This is a genomic window from Paraburkholderia monticola (assembly GCF_001580545.1).
GTDB classification, from domain to species: domain Bacteria; phylum Pseudomonadota; class Gammaproteobacteria; order Burkholderiales; family Burkholderiaceae; genus Paraburkholderia; species Paraburkholderia monticola.
Map to the genome: position 1 here is coordinate 234688 of NZ_LRBG01000003.1, position 14280 is coordinate 248967.

General features: G+C 65.9%; 15 protein-coding genes. 7 read left to right on the top strand and 8 right to left on the bottom strand.

Going from position 1 to position 14280, the window contains the following annotated elements:
- Window positions 1-231 precede the first annotated feature (231 nt).
- The 3 genes from speE (at window position 232) to CI15_RS04475 (ending at window position 2415) form a co-directional block, all read left to right on the top strand.
- Window positions 232-1134 carry a polyamine aminopropyltransferase gene (gene speE, locus CI15_RS04465; protein WP_062124701.1) on the top strand — a complete coding sequence of 301 codons (903 nt, stop codon included), beginning with the start codon at window positions 232-234 and terminating at the stop codon, window positions 1132-1134.
- Between the two features lie 107 nt (window positions 1135-1241).
- Window positions 1242-1655, top strand: coding sequence for a VOC family protein (locus CI15_RS04470; protein ID WP_062124703.1), 414 nt, complete (start codon window positions 1242-1244; stop codon window positions 1653-1655).
- Window positions 1656-1674: 19 nt separating this feature from the next.
- Window positions 1675-2415 (top strand): 16S rRNA (uracil(1498)-N(3))-methyltransferase, encoded by a 741-nt coding sequence (locus CI15_RS04475; protein ID WP_062124866.1) that lies wholly within the window; start codon window positions 1675-1677, stop codon window positions 2413-2415.
- Window positions 2416-2544: 129 nt separating this feature from the next.
- On the opposite strand, the gene CI15_RS04480 is transcribed toward CI15_RS04475, so the two are convergent.
- The 3 genes from CI15_RS04480 to CI15_RS04490 all read right to left on the bottom strand — a co-directional run bounded on the left by CI15_RS04480 (window position 2545) and on the right by CI15_RS04490 (window position 6298).
- On the bottom strand, window positions 2545-3105 hold the full coding sequence (locus CI15_RS04480; RefSeq protein WP_062124868.1) for a barstar family protein: 561 nt from the start codon (window positions 3103-3105) through the stop codon (window positions 2545-2547).
- Window positions 3106-3121: 16 nt separating this feature from the next.
- On the bottom strand, window positions 3122-3535 hold the full coding sequence (locus tag CI15_RS04485; protein ID WP_062124705.1) for a ribonuclease: 414 nt from the start codon (window positions 3533-3535) through the stop codon (window positions 3122-3124).
- Window positions 3536-3958: 423 nt separating this feature from the next.
- A complete protein-coding gene (locus CI15_RS04490) occupies window positions 3959-6298 on the bottom strand; it encodes an NADP-dependent malic enzyme (protein WP_075643650.1) in 2340 nt (779 codons plus the stop codon).
- 188 nt (window positions 6299-6486) lie between these two features.
- Here CI15_RS04490 and thiL point away from each other — a divergent pair, with 188 nt between their 5' ends.
- The 4 genes from thiL to CI15_RS04510 all read left to right on the top strand — a co-directional run bounded on the left by thiL (window position 6487) and on the right by CI15_RS04510 (window position 9226).
- Window positions 6487-7488, top strand: a complete 1002-nt coding sequence (gene thiL, locus CI15_RS04495) for a thiamine-phosphate kinase (protein WP_062124707.1) — start codon at window positions 6487-6489, stop codon at window positions 7486-7488.
- Window positions 7478-8053 (top strand): phosphatidylglycerophosphatase A family protein, encoded by a 576-nt coding sequence (locus CI15_RS04500; RefSeq protein ID WP_075643651.1) that lies wholly within the window; start codon window positions 7478-7480, stop codon window positions 8051-8053. The genes thiL and CI15_RS04500 overlap by 11 nt, the downstream gene beginning before the upstream one ends.
- A 109-nt stretch (window positions 8054-8162) precedes the next feature.
- The gene (locus tag CI15_RS04505) at window positions 8163-8663 is read left to right on the top strand and encodes a CinA family protein (protein ID WP_062124709.1); all 501 of its coding nucleotides are present in this window, start codon (window positions 8163-8165) and stop codon (window positions 8661-8663) included.
- 32 nt (window positions 8664-8695) lie between these two features.
- Window positions 8696-9226, top strand: a complete 531-nt coding sequence (locus tag CI15_RS04510) for a cupin domain-containing protein (protein WP_062124711.1) — start codon at window positions 8696-8698, stop codon at window positions 9224-9226.
- Window positions 9227-9247: 21 nt separating this feature from the next.
- On the opposite strand, the gene pyrF is transcribed toward CI15_RS04510, so the two are convergent.
- From pyrF to araH, 5 genes are all read right to left on the bottom strand, one after another.
- Window positions 9248-10063, bottom strand: a complete 816-nt coding sequence (gene pyrF, locus CI15_RS04515; RefSeq protein ID WP_062124713.1) for an orotidine-5'-phosphate decarboxylase — start codon at window positions 10061-10063, stop codon at window positions 9248-9250.
- A 148-nt stretch (window positions 10064-10211) separates the two neighbouring features.
- Complete coding sequence (locus tag CI15_RS04520; RefSeq protein WP_062124715.1) at window positions 10212-11273, bottom strand: aldose 1-epimerase; 1062 nt, start codon at window positions 11271-11273, stop codon at window positions 10212-10214.
- A 220-nt stretch (window positions 11274-11493) separates the two neighbouring features.
- Window positions 11494-12423 (bottom strand): SMP-30/gluconolactonase/LRE family protein, encoded by a 930-nt coding sequence (locus CI15_RS04525; RefSeq protein WP_062124717.1) that lies wholly within the window; start codon window positions 12421-12423, stop codon window positions 11494-11496.
- Window positions 12420-13220, bottom strand: a complete 801-nt coding sequence (locus CI15_RS04530) for an SDR family NAD(P)-dependent oxidoreductase (protein WP_062124719.1) — start codon at window positions 13218-13220, stop codon at window positions 12420-12422. Before CI15_RS04530 ends, CI15_RS04525 begins: the two co-directional genes overlap by 4 nt.
- 41 nt (window positions 13221-13261) lie before the next feature.
- Window positions 13262-14278 carry an L-arabinose ABC transporter permease AraH gene (araH, locus tag CI15_RS04535; RefSeq protein ID WP_062124721.1) on the bottom strand — a complete coding sequence of 339 codons (1017 nt, stop codon included), beginning with the start codon at window positions 14276-14278 and terminating at the stop codon, window positions 13262-13264.
- Window positions 14279-14280: the final 2 nt, after the last annotated feature.

Here is a 14280-nt window from a genome sequence, read left to right on the forward strand (position 1 = left end):
ATGCCCGGAAGCTCGGCGACCAGTTCGCTACGGCGCACGATGCGGCGCCAGGAGACGCGAAACGGGCAGAGCAAGCGGACAAGGCTGAAAGCATGACATTCTAGCAGAAGGTTAACCCGTATCCGGCCCGAAAGCCGCCTGGCCGTTAGGTTCAACGCACGCGCCGCCATGTCGCGGCATTTACAATTCGAGCAGCTGATTGCCCCACGTTGCCGATCGAGCCCGTCCGCCGTGAACGCTCCTCTGTTGTTCCATCCATGCCCCGACGCCGTCTATGGCTTTCCTCACGCGCGCCTCGTCGAGCGTGTCGAGTCGCGCTATCAGACGATCGAGATCTGGGACACGCCGCAGCTCGGCACGCTGTTCACGCTCGACGGCCGTCCGATGACGTCCGCCGGCGACGAGTTCATCTATCACGAATGCATGGTGCATCCGGCCGCGCTCGCGCACCCGGCGCCGCGCGCGGCGCTGGTGCTCGGCGGCGGCGATGGCGGGGCCGCGAGGCAGTTGCTCAGACATCCGGGCATCGAGCGGATCGTCGTGGCGGAGCTCGATGCCGAGGTCGTGCGGCTCACGCGCACGCATTTGCCGGACGTACATGGTGGAGCGTTCGACGATCCGCGCGTCGAGCTCGTGATCGGCGACGCGGCGGATTATGTCGCGTCGGCGGCTCATGCGATGCACGGTGCAACGAACCTCCCGACCGCGCAGTTCGATCTTGTCGTGTTCGACCTGACGCCGCCCGATTCGCCGGCGGCCGGCCTGTACACGCCGGCCTTCTACGCGCAGTTAAAGCGCGTGCTGCGCGCGGACGCGTTGCTGTCGCTGCATCTCGGCTCGCCGTACTTCCACGCGCCGCGCATCGCCGCGCTGCTTCGCGATCTGCGCGCCGCGTTCGCGCAGGTGCGCACGCTGAGCACCTTCGTGCCGCTCTACGGCTCGCTATGGATGATGGCAATCGCAAGCGACACACTCGACCCCGCCGCGCTGACCACCGACGCGCTCGCGCAACGCATGGCCGCGCGCGGCATCGCTTCGCTGCGTCACTACGAACCAGCCCTGCACGCGGGGCTATTCTCGGCAGCGCGATCGGTGCGCGATAAACTGAGTCCGTTGACGAAGCCATCCATTTGAAGCGTGGCCGCCTTCTTGCTCGAATCGATTCGAGCGATCCCGGCATGCCGCGCCCGACCGAAACCCGAAACAGTGACCTCGCTGACCCACGAGATCCGGAGAACTCCATGACCGCCCCCCGCCCCGCCGGTGTGCCCTGGCTGACCCCCTATCTGACGGTGCGCGACGCGCGCGCGTCGACGGCGTTCTTTACGGCGGCTTTCGGCTTCGAAGTGCGCGACAGCGTGCAGGACGACGGCGTCGTCATGCACGTCGAGATGACCTATCAAGGCCAACTGATCGTGATGTTCGCGCCCGAAGGCGCATTCGGCTCGACCGCGCAGACACCGAAAAGCGCGGGCACGATCGCGCCGCAATCGTTCTACGTCTATGTCGAGGACGTCGATGCCGTGTATGCTCGCGCGCTCGCGGCCGGCGCGAAGTCGCTGAGCGAGCCGCAGGACCAGTTCTGGGGTGACCGCTTCGCGCAGGTCGAGGATATCGATGGCTATCGCTGGGCGCTCGCCCGCCACCTTTCCTGAATTCAAGAGTCTTCCGTCGATGCCCCGTTTTTTTGTCGATACGCCGCTTTACCCCGACGACTCGATCGCGCTGCCCGACGACGTCGTGCGCCACGTGGCCGTGCTGCGTCTGCAGCCTGGCGATCCGCTCGTGCTGTTCAACGGCGAGGGCGGCGAATACGGCGCCGAGCTCGTTGAGGTCGAGCGCCGCTCGGCTCGCGTGAAGATTCGCGAATTTCGCGCGCTCGAGGTCGAGCCGCCGTATCGGCTCACGCTCGCGCAAGGCATCGCCGGCGGCGACAAAATGGACTGGCTGATCGAGAAGGCCGTCGAACTCGGCGCCTCGGGCTTCGTGCCGCTTGCGGCCGCGCGCAGTGTCGTGCGGCTCAGCGGCGAGCGCGCGCTGCGGCGGCAGCAGCACTGGCAGGGTGTGGTGCGGGCCTCGTGCGAACAGTGCGGGCGTAATCGTCTGCCGCAGGTGATGGCGGTGCAGGAATTCGGCGCGTGGCTCGATACGCTATCGCGCGAGCCGGCGCCCGGTGAGCTGCGCCTGCTGCTGTCGCCGCGCGCCAGCATCAGCTTTGCGGCGCTACCCGACGCGCCCCCGCAAGGCCACGTCACGCTGCTGATCGGCCCCGAAGGCGGCCTTTCCGCCGACGAGGAGTCCGCAGCCGGCGAGCAAGGTTTTACCGCCGTGGGCCTGGGGCCGCGCGTGCTGCGCACGGAGACCGCGGGAATCGCGGTGCTGGCGGCGCTCGCAGCGCGCTGGGGCGGTTGGTAAGCAGCGGTTTGGCGAGCCAACGCCCAAAAGCAAAGGCCCGCTAAATTGGCGGGCCTTTGCCGTCTTTACCGCGACGTTCGCTGCCGGATCCCGGCAACTTCGCCCCAACGGGCGAAATTCCTCCGAACCTCAAGCGAACGAGTAGAACACCCGGAACGCGACTTTGCGCTCGGCCCAGAATTCGGCCGCTTCGCGGAACACATCGAGCAGCGTCTCGCGCCCTTCCTTGTCGAATTTCTGCGCAATTGGCAGATGTTCGAGCACGATCACGAAACCGGGCTGCGCGCCGGCTTTATGCACGAGGTCGGTTAGGCAGTCGTACAGCGCGTCGTAGTTCTTGCCGAAATGCTTGGGAAACAGGAACGAAGTCGCGATCGTCTCGAGCACCTCCTGCTTCGAGGCGGCGTTCGCGCAGTGCGCATACAGAAAGTGCTGGCCAAGCTGGTTGGCTTCGTCGGCGAGATCCTGCACGCGGAACGCACGGATCGACTGCACGATATTCGGCCGCACCGTCCTGAAAAGGCTCATGGGCTCCTCGTTCGATGAAACCACCGTGCCCGCCTCACTTTGATTGTCGCGACCCTGCTCGGCGGCCCGCATCTTCATGACGCGTTGGAACAAATTGCCGTCGCCGGCCGCGAAAAGATCCGTCGCGACTCCCGAATCGTGCGCGTAGATGTTGTCGCTCATGCCGTTCATCCCGATGTCATTCAACAATACGATTAAAACTGGTGTAGTGGTCGTCCGAGTAATAACAATTGTCGGTTCGCTGTGGCGGACCTCCGCAGACGATGCGGCGCGCCCCGCGATTGCGCGCGTGAGGCGTGGGGACGGTGTACTCGTGGTAATAGCCGCGCCGATGGGCGGGCAGCACCCGTTCGTAGTTACCGAATACGATGCCGTCCTTCTGATACGGGTAAGGTCCGCCGGCGGCAATGAGGTTCAACGTGTTGACCGCCTCGCGCGGCAATTGCGCGAGTGCGACGGTGCCCACCTGCCCTTCCGCCGCAGCCGGCGCCGAGTAGTCTCGCGCCAGCGCTTCGGGCGCGAAACCAGACAGTGCGCAGAGCGCGGCAGCACCGATCAGCACGCCTTTGATGCGCAACCCGTTGCGTGCCATGTATCAGGTTTCCCCGCTGTCAGATCACGAGTTTGACGACCATGAAAGTCGTAAGGGTATCGCTAATAGCCTTTGGAATCAACGTTCGACGGCCTGCGGCACCCGATCCGACCCCACGGAAAAGCCGTCGGCCGCGACTTTGACGACATTTGACAGAATGTTTAGCCTGCTCAGGCTAAACTGAGCTCAATCGTGATCGAACGCAGCGCGCAGGCGGTGCAAGGGCCGCTCGTCGAGGCGTTCGATAACGGTTGTTAGAGCCTGGAATTGCTTAGCCGAAAGGCTAGGTCATTGCCATTTTTCGGGGTGGCGGTCCCCAGCTTGCCCTGAAGGCGTGCCCATTGCGGGCACGCCTTTTTTTTCACGGCGCACCGGTGGGAGAACCGGCGCCGGGCCTGGCGCGGCCCGGTGGCGACGCGGGGCTTAACGGGTTGCGATCACGTCCGCAACCAGCAGTGCCGTCATGTTGACGATGCGGCGCACCGTCGCCGAAGGCGTCAGCACGTGCACCGGTTTGGCCGCGCCGAGCAGCATCGGGCCAATCGCGATGTTGTTGCCGGCCGCCGTCTTCAGCAGGTTGTACGAGATGTTCGCCGCATCGATGTTCGGCAGCACCAGCAGGTTCGCGTCGCCTTCGAGCGTCGAATCGGGCAGCACCTCGCGGCGCAGGTTGGCGTCGAGCGCGACATCGCCATGCATTTCGCCGTCAACTTGCAGATCCGGCGCGCGTTCGCGCAGCAGTTCGAGCGTATCGCGCATCTTCTGCGCGGTCGGCGCGTTGCTCGAACCGAAGTTCGAATGCGACACGAGCGCGACCTTCGGCTCGATACCGAAACGGCGCACTTCCTCGGCGGCCATGATCGTGATCTCCGCCAGTTGCTCCGGCGTCGGATCGACGTTCACGTGCGTATCGACCAGGAAAATCTGGCGATTCGGCAGCACCAGCGCATTCATCGCCGCGTAGACTTTCGCGCCTTCCTTCTTGCCGATCACCTGGTCGATGAAGTGCAAATGGCGGTGCGTCGTGCTGACCGTGCCGCAGATCATGCCGTCCGCCTCGCCCTTCTTGACCATCATCGCGCCGATCAGCGTGGTGCGGCGGCGCATTTCGAGCTTTGCCATCTGCGTGGTGATGCCCTTGCGCGACATCATCTTCGCGTATTCCTGCCAGAACTCGCGGTAACGTTCGTCATGATCGGTGTTGACGACCGTGTAGTCCTGCCCTGCGACGAGCCGCAGGCCATAACGCGCGATCCGCTGCTCGATCACGGCCGGCCGGCCAATCAGGATCGGCTTGGCGAGCTTTTCGTCGACGATGATCTGCATCGCGCGCAGCACGCGTTCTTCTTCGCCTTCCGCGAACACGATGCGCTTCTTTTCCGGCTCGACGCCGCGCGCCAGCTGGAAGATCGGCTTCATCGTCGTGCCGCTGTGGTAGACGAACTGCTGCAGATGCTGGCTATACGCTTCCATGTCCTCGATCGGACGCTGGGCGACGCCGCACTCCATCGCGGCCTTCGCCACCGCGGGCGCGACCTTGACGATCAGACGCGGATCGAAGGGCTTCGGAATCAGGTATTCCGGTCCGAACGACAGATCCTGGATGCCGTACGCAGTCGCGACGATGTCGCTCTGCTCCTGGCGCGCCAGCTCGGCAATCGCGTTGACCGCGGCGATTTCCATTTCGCGCGTGACCGTCGTCGCACCGGCGTCGAGCGCGCCGCGGAACAGGAACGGGAACACGAGCACGTTGTTCACCTGGTTCGGATAGTCGGTGCGGCCCGTGCACAACACCGCGTCCGGGCGCACTTCGAGCGCGAGTTCCGGCAGGATTTCCGGCGTCGGATTCGCGAGTGCGAGGATCAGCGGCTTGGCGGCCATCTGCTTGACCATGTCCTGCTTGAGCACGCCGCCGGCCGACAGGCCGAGGAAAATATCCGCGCCTGCGACCACCTCGGCGAGCGAACGTGCGTCGGTTTCACGCGCGAAACGCTCCTTGTCCGGGTCCATCAGCTCGGTGCGGCCCTTGTAGACCACGCCCGCGAGGTCGGTCACGGTGATGTTCTCGAGCGGCAGGCCGATATCGACGAGCAGATCCAGGCACGCCAGCGCCGCGGCGCCCGCGCCGGAGGCGACCAGCTTGACTTCCTTGATGTCCTTGCCGACGACCTTCAGGCCGTTGGTGACCGCCGCCGCGACGACGATCGCGGTGCCGTGCTGGTCGTCGTGGAAAACCGGAATCTTCATGCGCTTGCGGCATTCGCGTTCGACGATGAAGCAATCCGGCGCCTTGATGTCTTCGAGGTTGATGCCGCCGAAGGTCGGCTCGAGCGCGGCGATCACGTCGACCAGCTTGTGCGGATCGGTCTCGTTGATCTCGATATCGAACACGTCGATGCCGGCGAACTTCTTGAACAGGACGGCCTTGCCTTCCATGACCGGCTTCGACGCGAGAGGTCCGATGTTGCCGAGACCGAGCACCGCGGTGCCGTTCGTGACGACGCCGACGAGGTTGCTGCGCGCGGTGAAGCGCGCGGCGTTCAGCGGGTTCTCGACGATTTCCTCGCACGCGAACGCGACACCCGGCGAATAAGCCAGCGCGAGGTCGCGCTGGTTGATCATCTGCTTGGTCGGGGCGATCGCGATTTTGCCGGGAGTCGGGAACTCGTGGTAATCGAGAGCGGCTTCGCGGAGTTTGGTATTGACGGGATTCGACATAAGGCGGGCTTCGAAGTGCAGATTAGAATAGACGTTCGACGGCATTGTAGCCCCAATTGCCTACGCAATTCCTTCAATACGGGTACAACAGCCGCGACTGAAACAGCGTGAAAGCGCATTGCGCCAGGTGTTGTCCGTGGCGCGCGTGGTCCGACGCGCGCTACGACATACCGCGCGCAATGCCAGTGATCCGTGCTATTTCACGCCTCTTTTTTCGCTCATCGTCCGCCATCATGCTTTCCGAGTTTTCGCTGATCGACCGCTTCTTCGCTCGCCGCGCCGCCACCGCTCGTCCGTCCATTGCCGGGAGCGACACGCTCGGTATCGGCGACGATTGTGCGTTGCTCGCGCCACGCTCAGGCGAGATGCTGGCGATATCGACGGACATGCTGGTCGAAGGCCGTCACTTCTTCGCCGATATCAATCCCGAAGCGCTCGGTCACAAGGCACTCGCCGTCAATCTGTCGGACCTCGCCGCGATGGGCGCGCAGCCGCAGGCGTTCACGCTGGCATTTTCGCTGCCGAAGGCCGACGAAGCGTGGCTTGCCGGCTTCAGCGAAGGCCTGTTCACGCTGGCCGATCGTTATGGTTGCGAGCTGATCGGCGGCGATACGACGGGCGGCCCGCTCAATCTGTGCATCACGGTGTTCGGCAGCGTGCCGCCACGAACGGCCTTGCGCCGCGATGCCGCGCTACCCGGCGACGACATCTGGATCTCCGGCACACTCGGCGACGCGCGCGCCGGCCTCGGCGTGCAGCGCGGCGAATGGACCGCGAACGCGAGTGACGCCGCGCTATTCCGCCACGCGCTCGAACGCCCCGAGCCGCGCATCGCGCTCGGCCTCGCGCTGCGCGGCATCGCGCACGCGGCGCTCGATGTGTCGGACGGACTCGCCGGCGATCTGCTGCACATCCTCGAGCGCTCGTCGGTATGCGCGAGCGTCGACGTCGATGCGGTGCCGCGCTCGGCCGCGCTGCGCCGACTCGCGTCCGACGTCCAGCAGCGCTGCACGCTTGCGGGCGGCGATGATTACGAGCTGTGCTTCACCGCGCCCACCGCCGCGCGCGCCGCGGTCGAGGCCGCCGCGCATAAGGCGTCCGTGCCCGTCACCCGCATCGGTACAATACGCGCCATGGATGCGGCCACTGACCGCCCGGCCATCGTCTGGCGCAACGCCGCCGGCGCGCCGCTCACCGTGACGTTGCAAGGTTTCGATCACTTTCATGCAGAATGACCCCTCGCTCGGCCCGGCCGAGGACTTCATCGGCGACAAGCCGCCTCAGGCGCCCGGACCGCGCGCACCGAAGCCCAGTGCGCCGCGCCGCGCCACCGCACGCTTCATGCTGTCGCATCCGTTCCATTTCCTCTCGCTCGGGTTCGGCAGCGGCCTGTCACCGGTCGCGCCCGGCACGGCGGGCACGCTGTTCGCGTGGGCCTCGTTCGTGGTGCTCAGCCGCTATCTGACGGTCATCGAGTGGGGCGTCCTGATCGTCGCCGGCTTTCTCGGCGGCATGGCGCTATGCGGCTTCACCGCGAAGCGGCTAGGCGTAGAGGATCCGTCGGCGGTCGTGTGGGACGAAATCATCGCGTTCTGGCTCGTGCTGCTGATGGTTACGCCTGCTACGCTCACCGGCCAGGTGTGGGCGTTCATCGTCTTCCGCTTCTTCGACATGGTGAAGCCGCCGCCCATCGGCTACTTCGACCGTCGGCTGAAAGGCGGCTTCGGCATCATGTTCGACGACCTGGTCGCCGCATTCTTTACGTTGCTCGTGATCGCCCTGTGGCGCATGTCGGTTTGAGCGCCGCCTGAGCACGGTTTGACTGACGTTCGACTCTTTTAGCCGCCGCCCGGCCCTTGCCGTTCGCCGCGCCTCACGGCCGGCTTCGTTTTCCGGATTGACTGACGCCATGCCTACCGATTCCGTCGTTCATCAGCTTGCGATCCGCGTGAGCAACCGTCTGCGCGACGAGCGCCTGATGCTCGTGACCGCCGAGTCCTGTACGGGTGGCATGGTCGCGACCGCGATCACCGACATCTCCGGCAGCAGCGGCTGGTTCGAGCGCGGCTTCGTCACGTATTCGAACCAGGCGAAAAGCGAAATGATCGGCGTGCCGGCCGACCTGATCGAAAAGCATGGCGCGGTCAGCGAGCCGGTCGCGCGCGCGATGGCCGAAGGCGCGCTGCGCAACAGCCGCGCGCAGGTCTCGGTGGCGATCACCGGCGTCGCCGGCCCCGGCGGCGGCACGGAAACCAAGCCGGTCGGCATGGTGTCGTTCGGCTGGAGCAACCGGCTGCATACGTCGGTGGAAACGAAGATTTTCAAGGGCGACCGCGAGCAGATCCGCGTGCAGGCCGCGGCGCACGCGCTGCGCGGCGTGCTGGCGCTGCTCGACGAGCGCGAGCATTGAGCCGCGCCTGACCATTACCCAAGAGGCGGACTATGCCGGATTCACGTGCGATCGCCGACGAACTGATCCGCCGCTTTGCTCTGCAGCCACATCCAGAAGGTGGTTTTTTCGCCGAGACCTACCGAGCGAGCGCGCGCGTGCTGCGCGCCGGCGAGCCGGGCAAGGCCGACGACACGCGCGCGGCGTCGACCGCGATCTATTACCTGCTGTGCGACGGCGCGCACTCGGCGTGGCATCGGATTCGCTCCGACGAGGTATGGCATTTCTACGCCGGCGAGCCGCTGCTGGTCCACGTGCTGGACGAGAGCGATGCCAGCGGCGCGCTGATCACGCACCGGCTAGGCAATCCGCTGACGCATCCCGACACGGTCTGTCAGGCCGTCGTGAAGGCGGGGCTTTGGTTCGCAGCCGAGTGCGCCGATCCGGCCTCGTTCGCGCTGGTCGGCTGCACGGTCGCGCCGGGTTTCGAATTCAGCGAGTTCGAGCTCGCGGATGTCGACACGCTGAAAACACGGCATCCGCGGCATGCGGGGTTGATCGGGCGACTCGGACCGGCGGATTGACGCGCCGCGCCGCCCGTCGATTCAACGAAACGCGTTGATCCGATCGCGTGTGTCTTTCGCGGCCTGCGCGGCTGCTTGCGCGAAATCGTCGCCCTTGCCCGCGTAGATGATCGCGCGCGACGAGTTGATCAGCATGCCGGTACCGTTCGCGGTCCGGCCCGCGCTCACGGTGGCTTGCACGTCGCCCCCTTGCGCGCCGATGCCCGGAATCAGCAGCGGCATATCGCCGACGATGCCTCGCACGACTTCAATCTCTTTCGGGAACGTCGCGCCGACCACGAGCCCGAGCTGGCCGCTCGCGTTCCACTTCTGCGCGGCCAGTTGCGCGACGACCTGATACAGCGGCCGCCCGCCCGTCTCGAGGAATTGCAGGTCCGAACCGCCCGCGTTCGACGTGCGGCACAGCACGATCACGCCCTTGCCTGCGTGCTCGAGATACGGCTCGATCGAATCGAAACCCATGTACGGATTGACCGTCACCGCGTCGGCCTGGTAGCGCTCGAACGCCTCGCGCGCGTATTGCTCGGCCGTGCTGCCGATATCGCCGCGCTTCGCGTCGAGAATCACCGGCAGGCCCGGATGGTTCGCGTGAATGTGGGCGATCAGCTGCTCGAGCTGGTCCTCCGCGCGATGCGCGGCGAAGTAGGCGATCTGCGGCTTGAACGACGACGCGTAGGGCGCGGTCGCATCGACGATCGTGCGGCAAAACTCGAAGATTGCGTCGGCTCGGCCCGCGAGCGCGCCCGGGAATTTGCTGGGCTCGGGATCGAGGCCAACGCACAGCAGCGAGTTCGTGCGCTGCCAGGCGTCGTTGAGTGTCTGGATGAAGTTGGACATGGTGTGTCTCGCGGCGAGCTGGTGATCGGGGAAGGCGCGTATTTTACCTGTCCCGCGAGCGCCGACCGTCCAGAGCGGCCCTCGCGCGGACCCGCCTCATTGGCGGCAGCCGCGCCCGTCCCTCTCCGGCAGGCGGCGACCGAGATCGCTATTGCTTGCGCCGCGAGCCGCGCCCGCCCGGCATCGAGCGCAGCCCGGTACGCTCGACCGTAAAGCGGAACGTGCGCGTCAGGCGCTCGCCGCGCTTGAGCAGCGTCATGCCGTTTTCGCTTGCGCCGCCGGCGAGGTTCATCGCGTTGATCGGATGGTCGACCGGCTCGAAGCAGAAGAAGTCTTCGCCGGGCGGTGTGTACAGCACGTAGTAGTCGGTGTCGGCAGCGATGTTCAGCGACAGCCGGCGCTTCGGCCACACCACCGCCGCCTGGCCGCTCCAGCCGGTGAACGCGTGATTGACGATCGACTCCGGCAGCGGGTACGCGACGCCGAACTGCCACGCAGGCGGCGCCGGCACGTGGCGCACCGGCAGCCAGTCGTCGCCCGAGAGCCACAGGCCGCCGGCCGCTGCCGACAGCTCGGTGTCCGCGTCGCGCACGAAAAACGGATGCACGCCGAGCCCGAAAGGTAGCGTCTCCCGTCCGGCGTTTTCGATCTCGAGCGCGACGACGAGCGTCGCGCCGTCGAGCGTGTAGGTTTGCGTCGCGCGAAACGCGTACGGCTTGCCGTCGCTGCGATCGAGCGCGAGCCGCACGTGTTCGCGGTCCGCTTCGAGCACCTGCCATTGCGCGAGCCAGCCGTCGCCGTGGATCGGCAGCGGTTCGTCGGCGCGGTTGCGCGGCACCTCGACGCGCCGTCCGGCCACGCTGAAATGGCCGCCGCCGATACGGTTCGAGTACGGCAACAGCGGATAGCAGGCGAGCTGGTTCGGTTGCGTGTCCGCGCCAACGTGGCGGCAGCGCCGGAAAATCGGCGTCAGCGCACCGTCGTTGCGCCAGTCGAAGCGGGTCACGCCGCCGCCGAGCGTCGGCGCGACGTCGAGGCGCAGCTGCGCGTTGGCGAGCGTGATACACGCGATATCGCCGGCGCTGCTTTCGCCGACCGCCACCGCCGACGTGCTCGGTCCCGCCAGCACCGGGTTGGCCGCCGCGGCGAGTCGCGAGCGTCGGGTTTGGGATGTGGTGGATGAGGCTGAAACGAGATTCGCAACAGTCATATCTGGCTCCATCGAGAGGCGTGGGACATTGCCGTCAGTGCTGACGGGTGTTGCGGGCGATTTTTATGTGACGAAGTCGCCTCGAGTCCGAACTGCATGCTGCCGATTCGTTGCCGGCCGGTCGCGGGCGCGTCGCTCGCGGACCGAAACTGCTACATCGACTTCTGCTTCACCTTCAGGACCGCAGCCCCGGCGCGCGACCGGGCTGCGTCATTCTGCGCTAGATGGGCGCGCCCTGGAACAGGGGTTCGGGCACACCGTGGCGCGCAAGCGTCGCGACGAACACGCCGCCCGCGAGCGTATCGGCTGCGCGCGCGGTCGCGTCGAGCTCGGCGTACGCGCTCGTGATATAGAGCGTGTCGAGCGTCGCGCTGGCCGGGGCCTCGCCCAGAGCGGCACCGCCGAACGCGACGCAGCTCGGCTGCGTGGTCGGCACGTCGACGCGCTCGGTTTCCACGCCATCGGCGCCGTAGCGCACCACGCGCGCGCCGCCCCACTGCGCGTTCCAGAGGCCACCGACGCTATCGACGGTCGAGCCGTCGGGGATGCCGTTCGCGTCGGTCAGGCGAGTGAACACGCGATCGTTCGCGACACGGCCGTCCGCGCGATAGTCGCAGGCGCGGATTTCACGGGTCGGCGAATCGCAGTAGTACATCGTCGCGCCGTCGGGACTGAACGCGATGCTGTTCGAAATCGCCGGCGCTGGCAAGGGCAAGCGTTCGAGCGACAGATCGTGATTGAGCCGATAAAAGCCGCCGACCGCCCGCAGTTGCCCGCTTTCATCCTTGGTGCCGAACACGAAACGGCCTTGCCGATCGCAACGGCCATCGTTCACGCGCGTCCCGAGTCCCGGCTCGACGTCGACGATGCGCCGCGTGCTGCCGGTCTCCAGATCGAAAAACGCCAGATGCGAAGCGAGACCGGCCAACAGATAGCGCGGGTTCGCGCACAGCGCGAAGGTGGCGAGCCGCTCGGGCATGTCGAACGAATCGCTGCTGCCGTCGGCCGGATCGTAGCGCCACAGCCGCGCGCCTTCGATGTCGGTCCAGTAGAAGCGGCCGCTCTGCGCGCACCAGGTCGCGCCTTCGCCCAGCTCGCACTGCGCGTCGAGCAGCAGCGTCGCCCGTTGCACGCGCGGGTCGGTCTTCACGCCCAGCCTCCGTCGACGATGATGTCCTGCGCCGTGATCATGCGGCTGTCGTCGGCCGCCAGGAACAGCGCCATGCGCGCGAGGTCGGCCGGCATCAGCTCGGCGTCGATGCACTGGCCTTCCTTGATCTGGCGGCGGCCGTTGTCGTCGAGCCACAGGCGCAGCTGCTTCTCGGTCATCACCCAGCCCGGCACCAGCGTGTTGACGCGGATATCGAAGTGGCCGAGATCGCGCGCGAGGCCGCGCGTGAGACCCTGCACCGCCGATTTCGACATCACGTACACCGGATAGCCGCCGTTCTTCAGCATCCAGCTGATCGAGCCGAGATTGATGATCGAGCCGCTGCGCGCGGCCTTCATGTCCTCCATCACGGCCTGCGCCGCGAAGAACTGATGGCGGATGTTGACCGCGATGCCCGCGTCGAACGACTCGCGCGTCACCTCGCCGATCTGGTGGCGTTTATCGTTCGCCGCGTTGTTGACGAGCACCTGGATCGGACCGAGCGCCGCCTTCACGTCGGCGATCGCTTTTTGCAGTGCGTCGACGTCGGTCAGATCGCAGCGCAGAAACAGCGGCTTGTGCTTCGAATCACCGAGCTGGTCGGCGAGCGCTTCGCCCGCGCTCGCGTCGATATCGAAGAACGCGACGCGCGCGCCCTGCGCCGCGAAGTGCTCGACGAACGATGCGCCGATGCCGGTCGCGCCGCCCGTGATCAGCACCGTACGGTCGACGAGGCTCGGATAGCGCGCGTACGCGGTATCCGCGAGGCGGGCATTTGCATTGGCAGGAGACGACATCGTTCGATTCCTTTATGAGCTTGGGATGAGGTGAAAGTGAATCAATCGCGCGAGCCGCGGTTCTTCAACTGGTCGAGCAACACGGCCGCGAGCAGGATCGCGCCGCGCACGAGGTACTGGTAGAACGCGTCGATGTTCATCAGGTTCATCACGTTCTCGACCGTACCCATGATCAGCACGCCGATCACGACACCGGAGATCGTCGCGCGGCCGCCCAGCAGCGACACGCCGCCGAGCACGCACGCGGAGATCACGTTCAGCTCGAAGCCTTCGGCGGCGTTCGGCTGACCCGACGTGATCCGCGAGGCGAGAATCACGCCGGCGAGCGCGGTGACCGCGCCCTGGATCAGGAAGATGTAGACGCGCGTGCGCTCCACGTTGATACCGGCGAGCCGCGACGCTTCCGGATTGCCGCCGATCGCGAGCGTATTGCGGCCGTAGACGGTCTGGTTCAGCATCACGCCGAACACGATGAAGCACATCAGCGTGACCCAGATCGGCAGCGACACGCCGAAGAACGTCAGGCCGCCCAACGCGATGAACGTATCCGACGACACGCCGACCGCCTGCCCATGCGAGACGATGAAGCCGAGGCCGCGGACGATTTCCATCGTCGCGAGCGTCGTGATCAGCGCGTTGATGCGCAGATAGGCGATCACCGCGCCGTTGACGAAGCCGATCACCGCGCCTGCCGCGACCGCCGCGACGATCGCGATGAACGTGCTGTTCGTCGCATTGAGCACCATCGCGCACAGCACGCCGGCGAACGCGACGGTCGAGCCGACAGAAAGATCGAAGTCGCGCGACGCGAGGCAGAACATCATCGTGCACGCGACCATGCCGATCTGCGAGATCGACAGCGCGAGGCCGAGCATGTTCTCGATCGAGAAGAAATGATCGACGGTCAGCGACATCGTGACGAACATCACGACGAAGATCACGATCAGGCTGTACTCGGTGATCTGCTGCCACCACTTGGCCTTGTCCGTGGTCTGCGGAATCAGCGCGTCGGCCGCGCTCTTGGCGGCCTGCTGCGCGAGGTTTTCTCTGGCTTGCATGT

What these genes read in the sequence shown, in the direction of transcription:
- CI15_RS04480 (WP_062124868.1), bottom strand. Translation starts at nt 3,105, where the DNA reads ATGAGCGACAACATCTACGCGCACGATTCGGGAGTCGCGACGGATCTT.
- CI15_RS04510 (WP_062124711.1), top strand. Translation starts at nt 8,696, where the DNA reads ATGCCGGATTCACGTGCGATCGCCGACGAACTGATCCGCCGCTTTGCT.
- CI15_RS04490 (WP_075643650.1), bottom strand. Translation starts at nt 6,298, where the DNA reads ATGCCGTCGAACGTCTATTCTAATCTGCACTTCGAAGCCCGCCTTATG.
- CI15_RS04505 (WP_062124709.1), top strand. Translation starts at nt 8,163, where the DNA reads ATGCCTACCGATTCCGTCGTTCATCAGCTTGCGATCCGCGTGAGCAAC.
- CI15_RS04530 (WP_062124719.1), bottom strand. Translation starts at nt 13,220, where the DNA reads ATGTCGTCTCCTGCCAATGCAAATGCCCGCCTCGCGGATACCGCGTAC.
- CI15_RS04475 (WP_062124866.1), top strand. Translation starts at nt 1,675, where the DNA reads ATGCCCCGTTTTTTTGTCGATACGCCGCTTTACCCCGACGACTCGATC.
- thiL (WP_062124707.1), top strand. Translation starts at nt 6,487, where the DNA reads ATGCTTTCCGAGTTTTCGCTGATCGACCGCTTCTTCGCTCGCCGCGCC.
- CI15_RS04470 (WP_062124703.1), top strand. Translation starts at nt 1,242, where the DNA reads ATGACCGCCCCCCGCCCCGCCGGTGTGCCCTGGCTGACCCCCTATCTG.
- CI15_RS04520 (WP_062124715.1), bottom strand. Translation starts at nt 11,273, where the DNA reads ATGACTGTTGCGAATCTCGTTTCAGCCTCATCCACCACATCCCAAACC.
- CI15_RS04500 (WP_075643651.1), top strand. Translation starts at nt 7,478, where the DNA reads ATGCAGAATGACCCCTCGCTCGGCCCGGCCGAGGACTTCATCGGCGAC.
- CI15_RS04485 (WP_062124705.1), bottom strand. Translation starts at nt 3,535, where the DNA reads ATGGCACGCAACGGGTTGCGCATCAAAGGCGTGCTGATCGGTGCTGCC.
- pyrF (WP_062124713.1), bottom strand. Translation starts at nt 10,063, where the DNA reads ATGTCCAACTTCATCCAGACACTCAACGACGCCTGGCAGCGCACGAAC.
- araH (WP_062124721.1), bottom strand. Translation starts at nt 14,278, where the DNA reads ATGCAAGCCAGAGAAAACCTCGCGCAGCAGGCCGCCAAGAGCGCGGCC.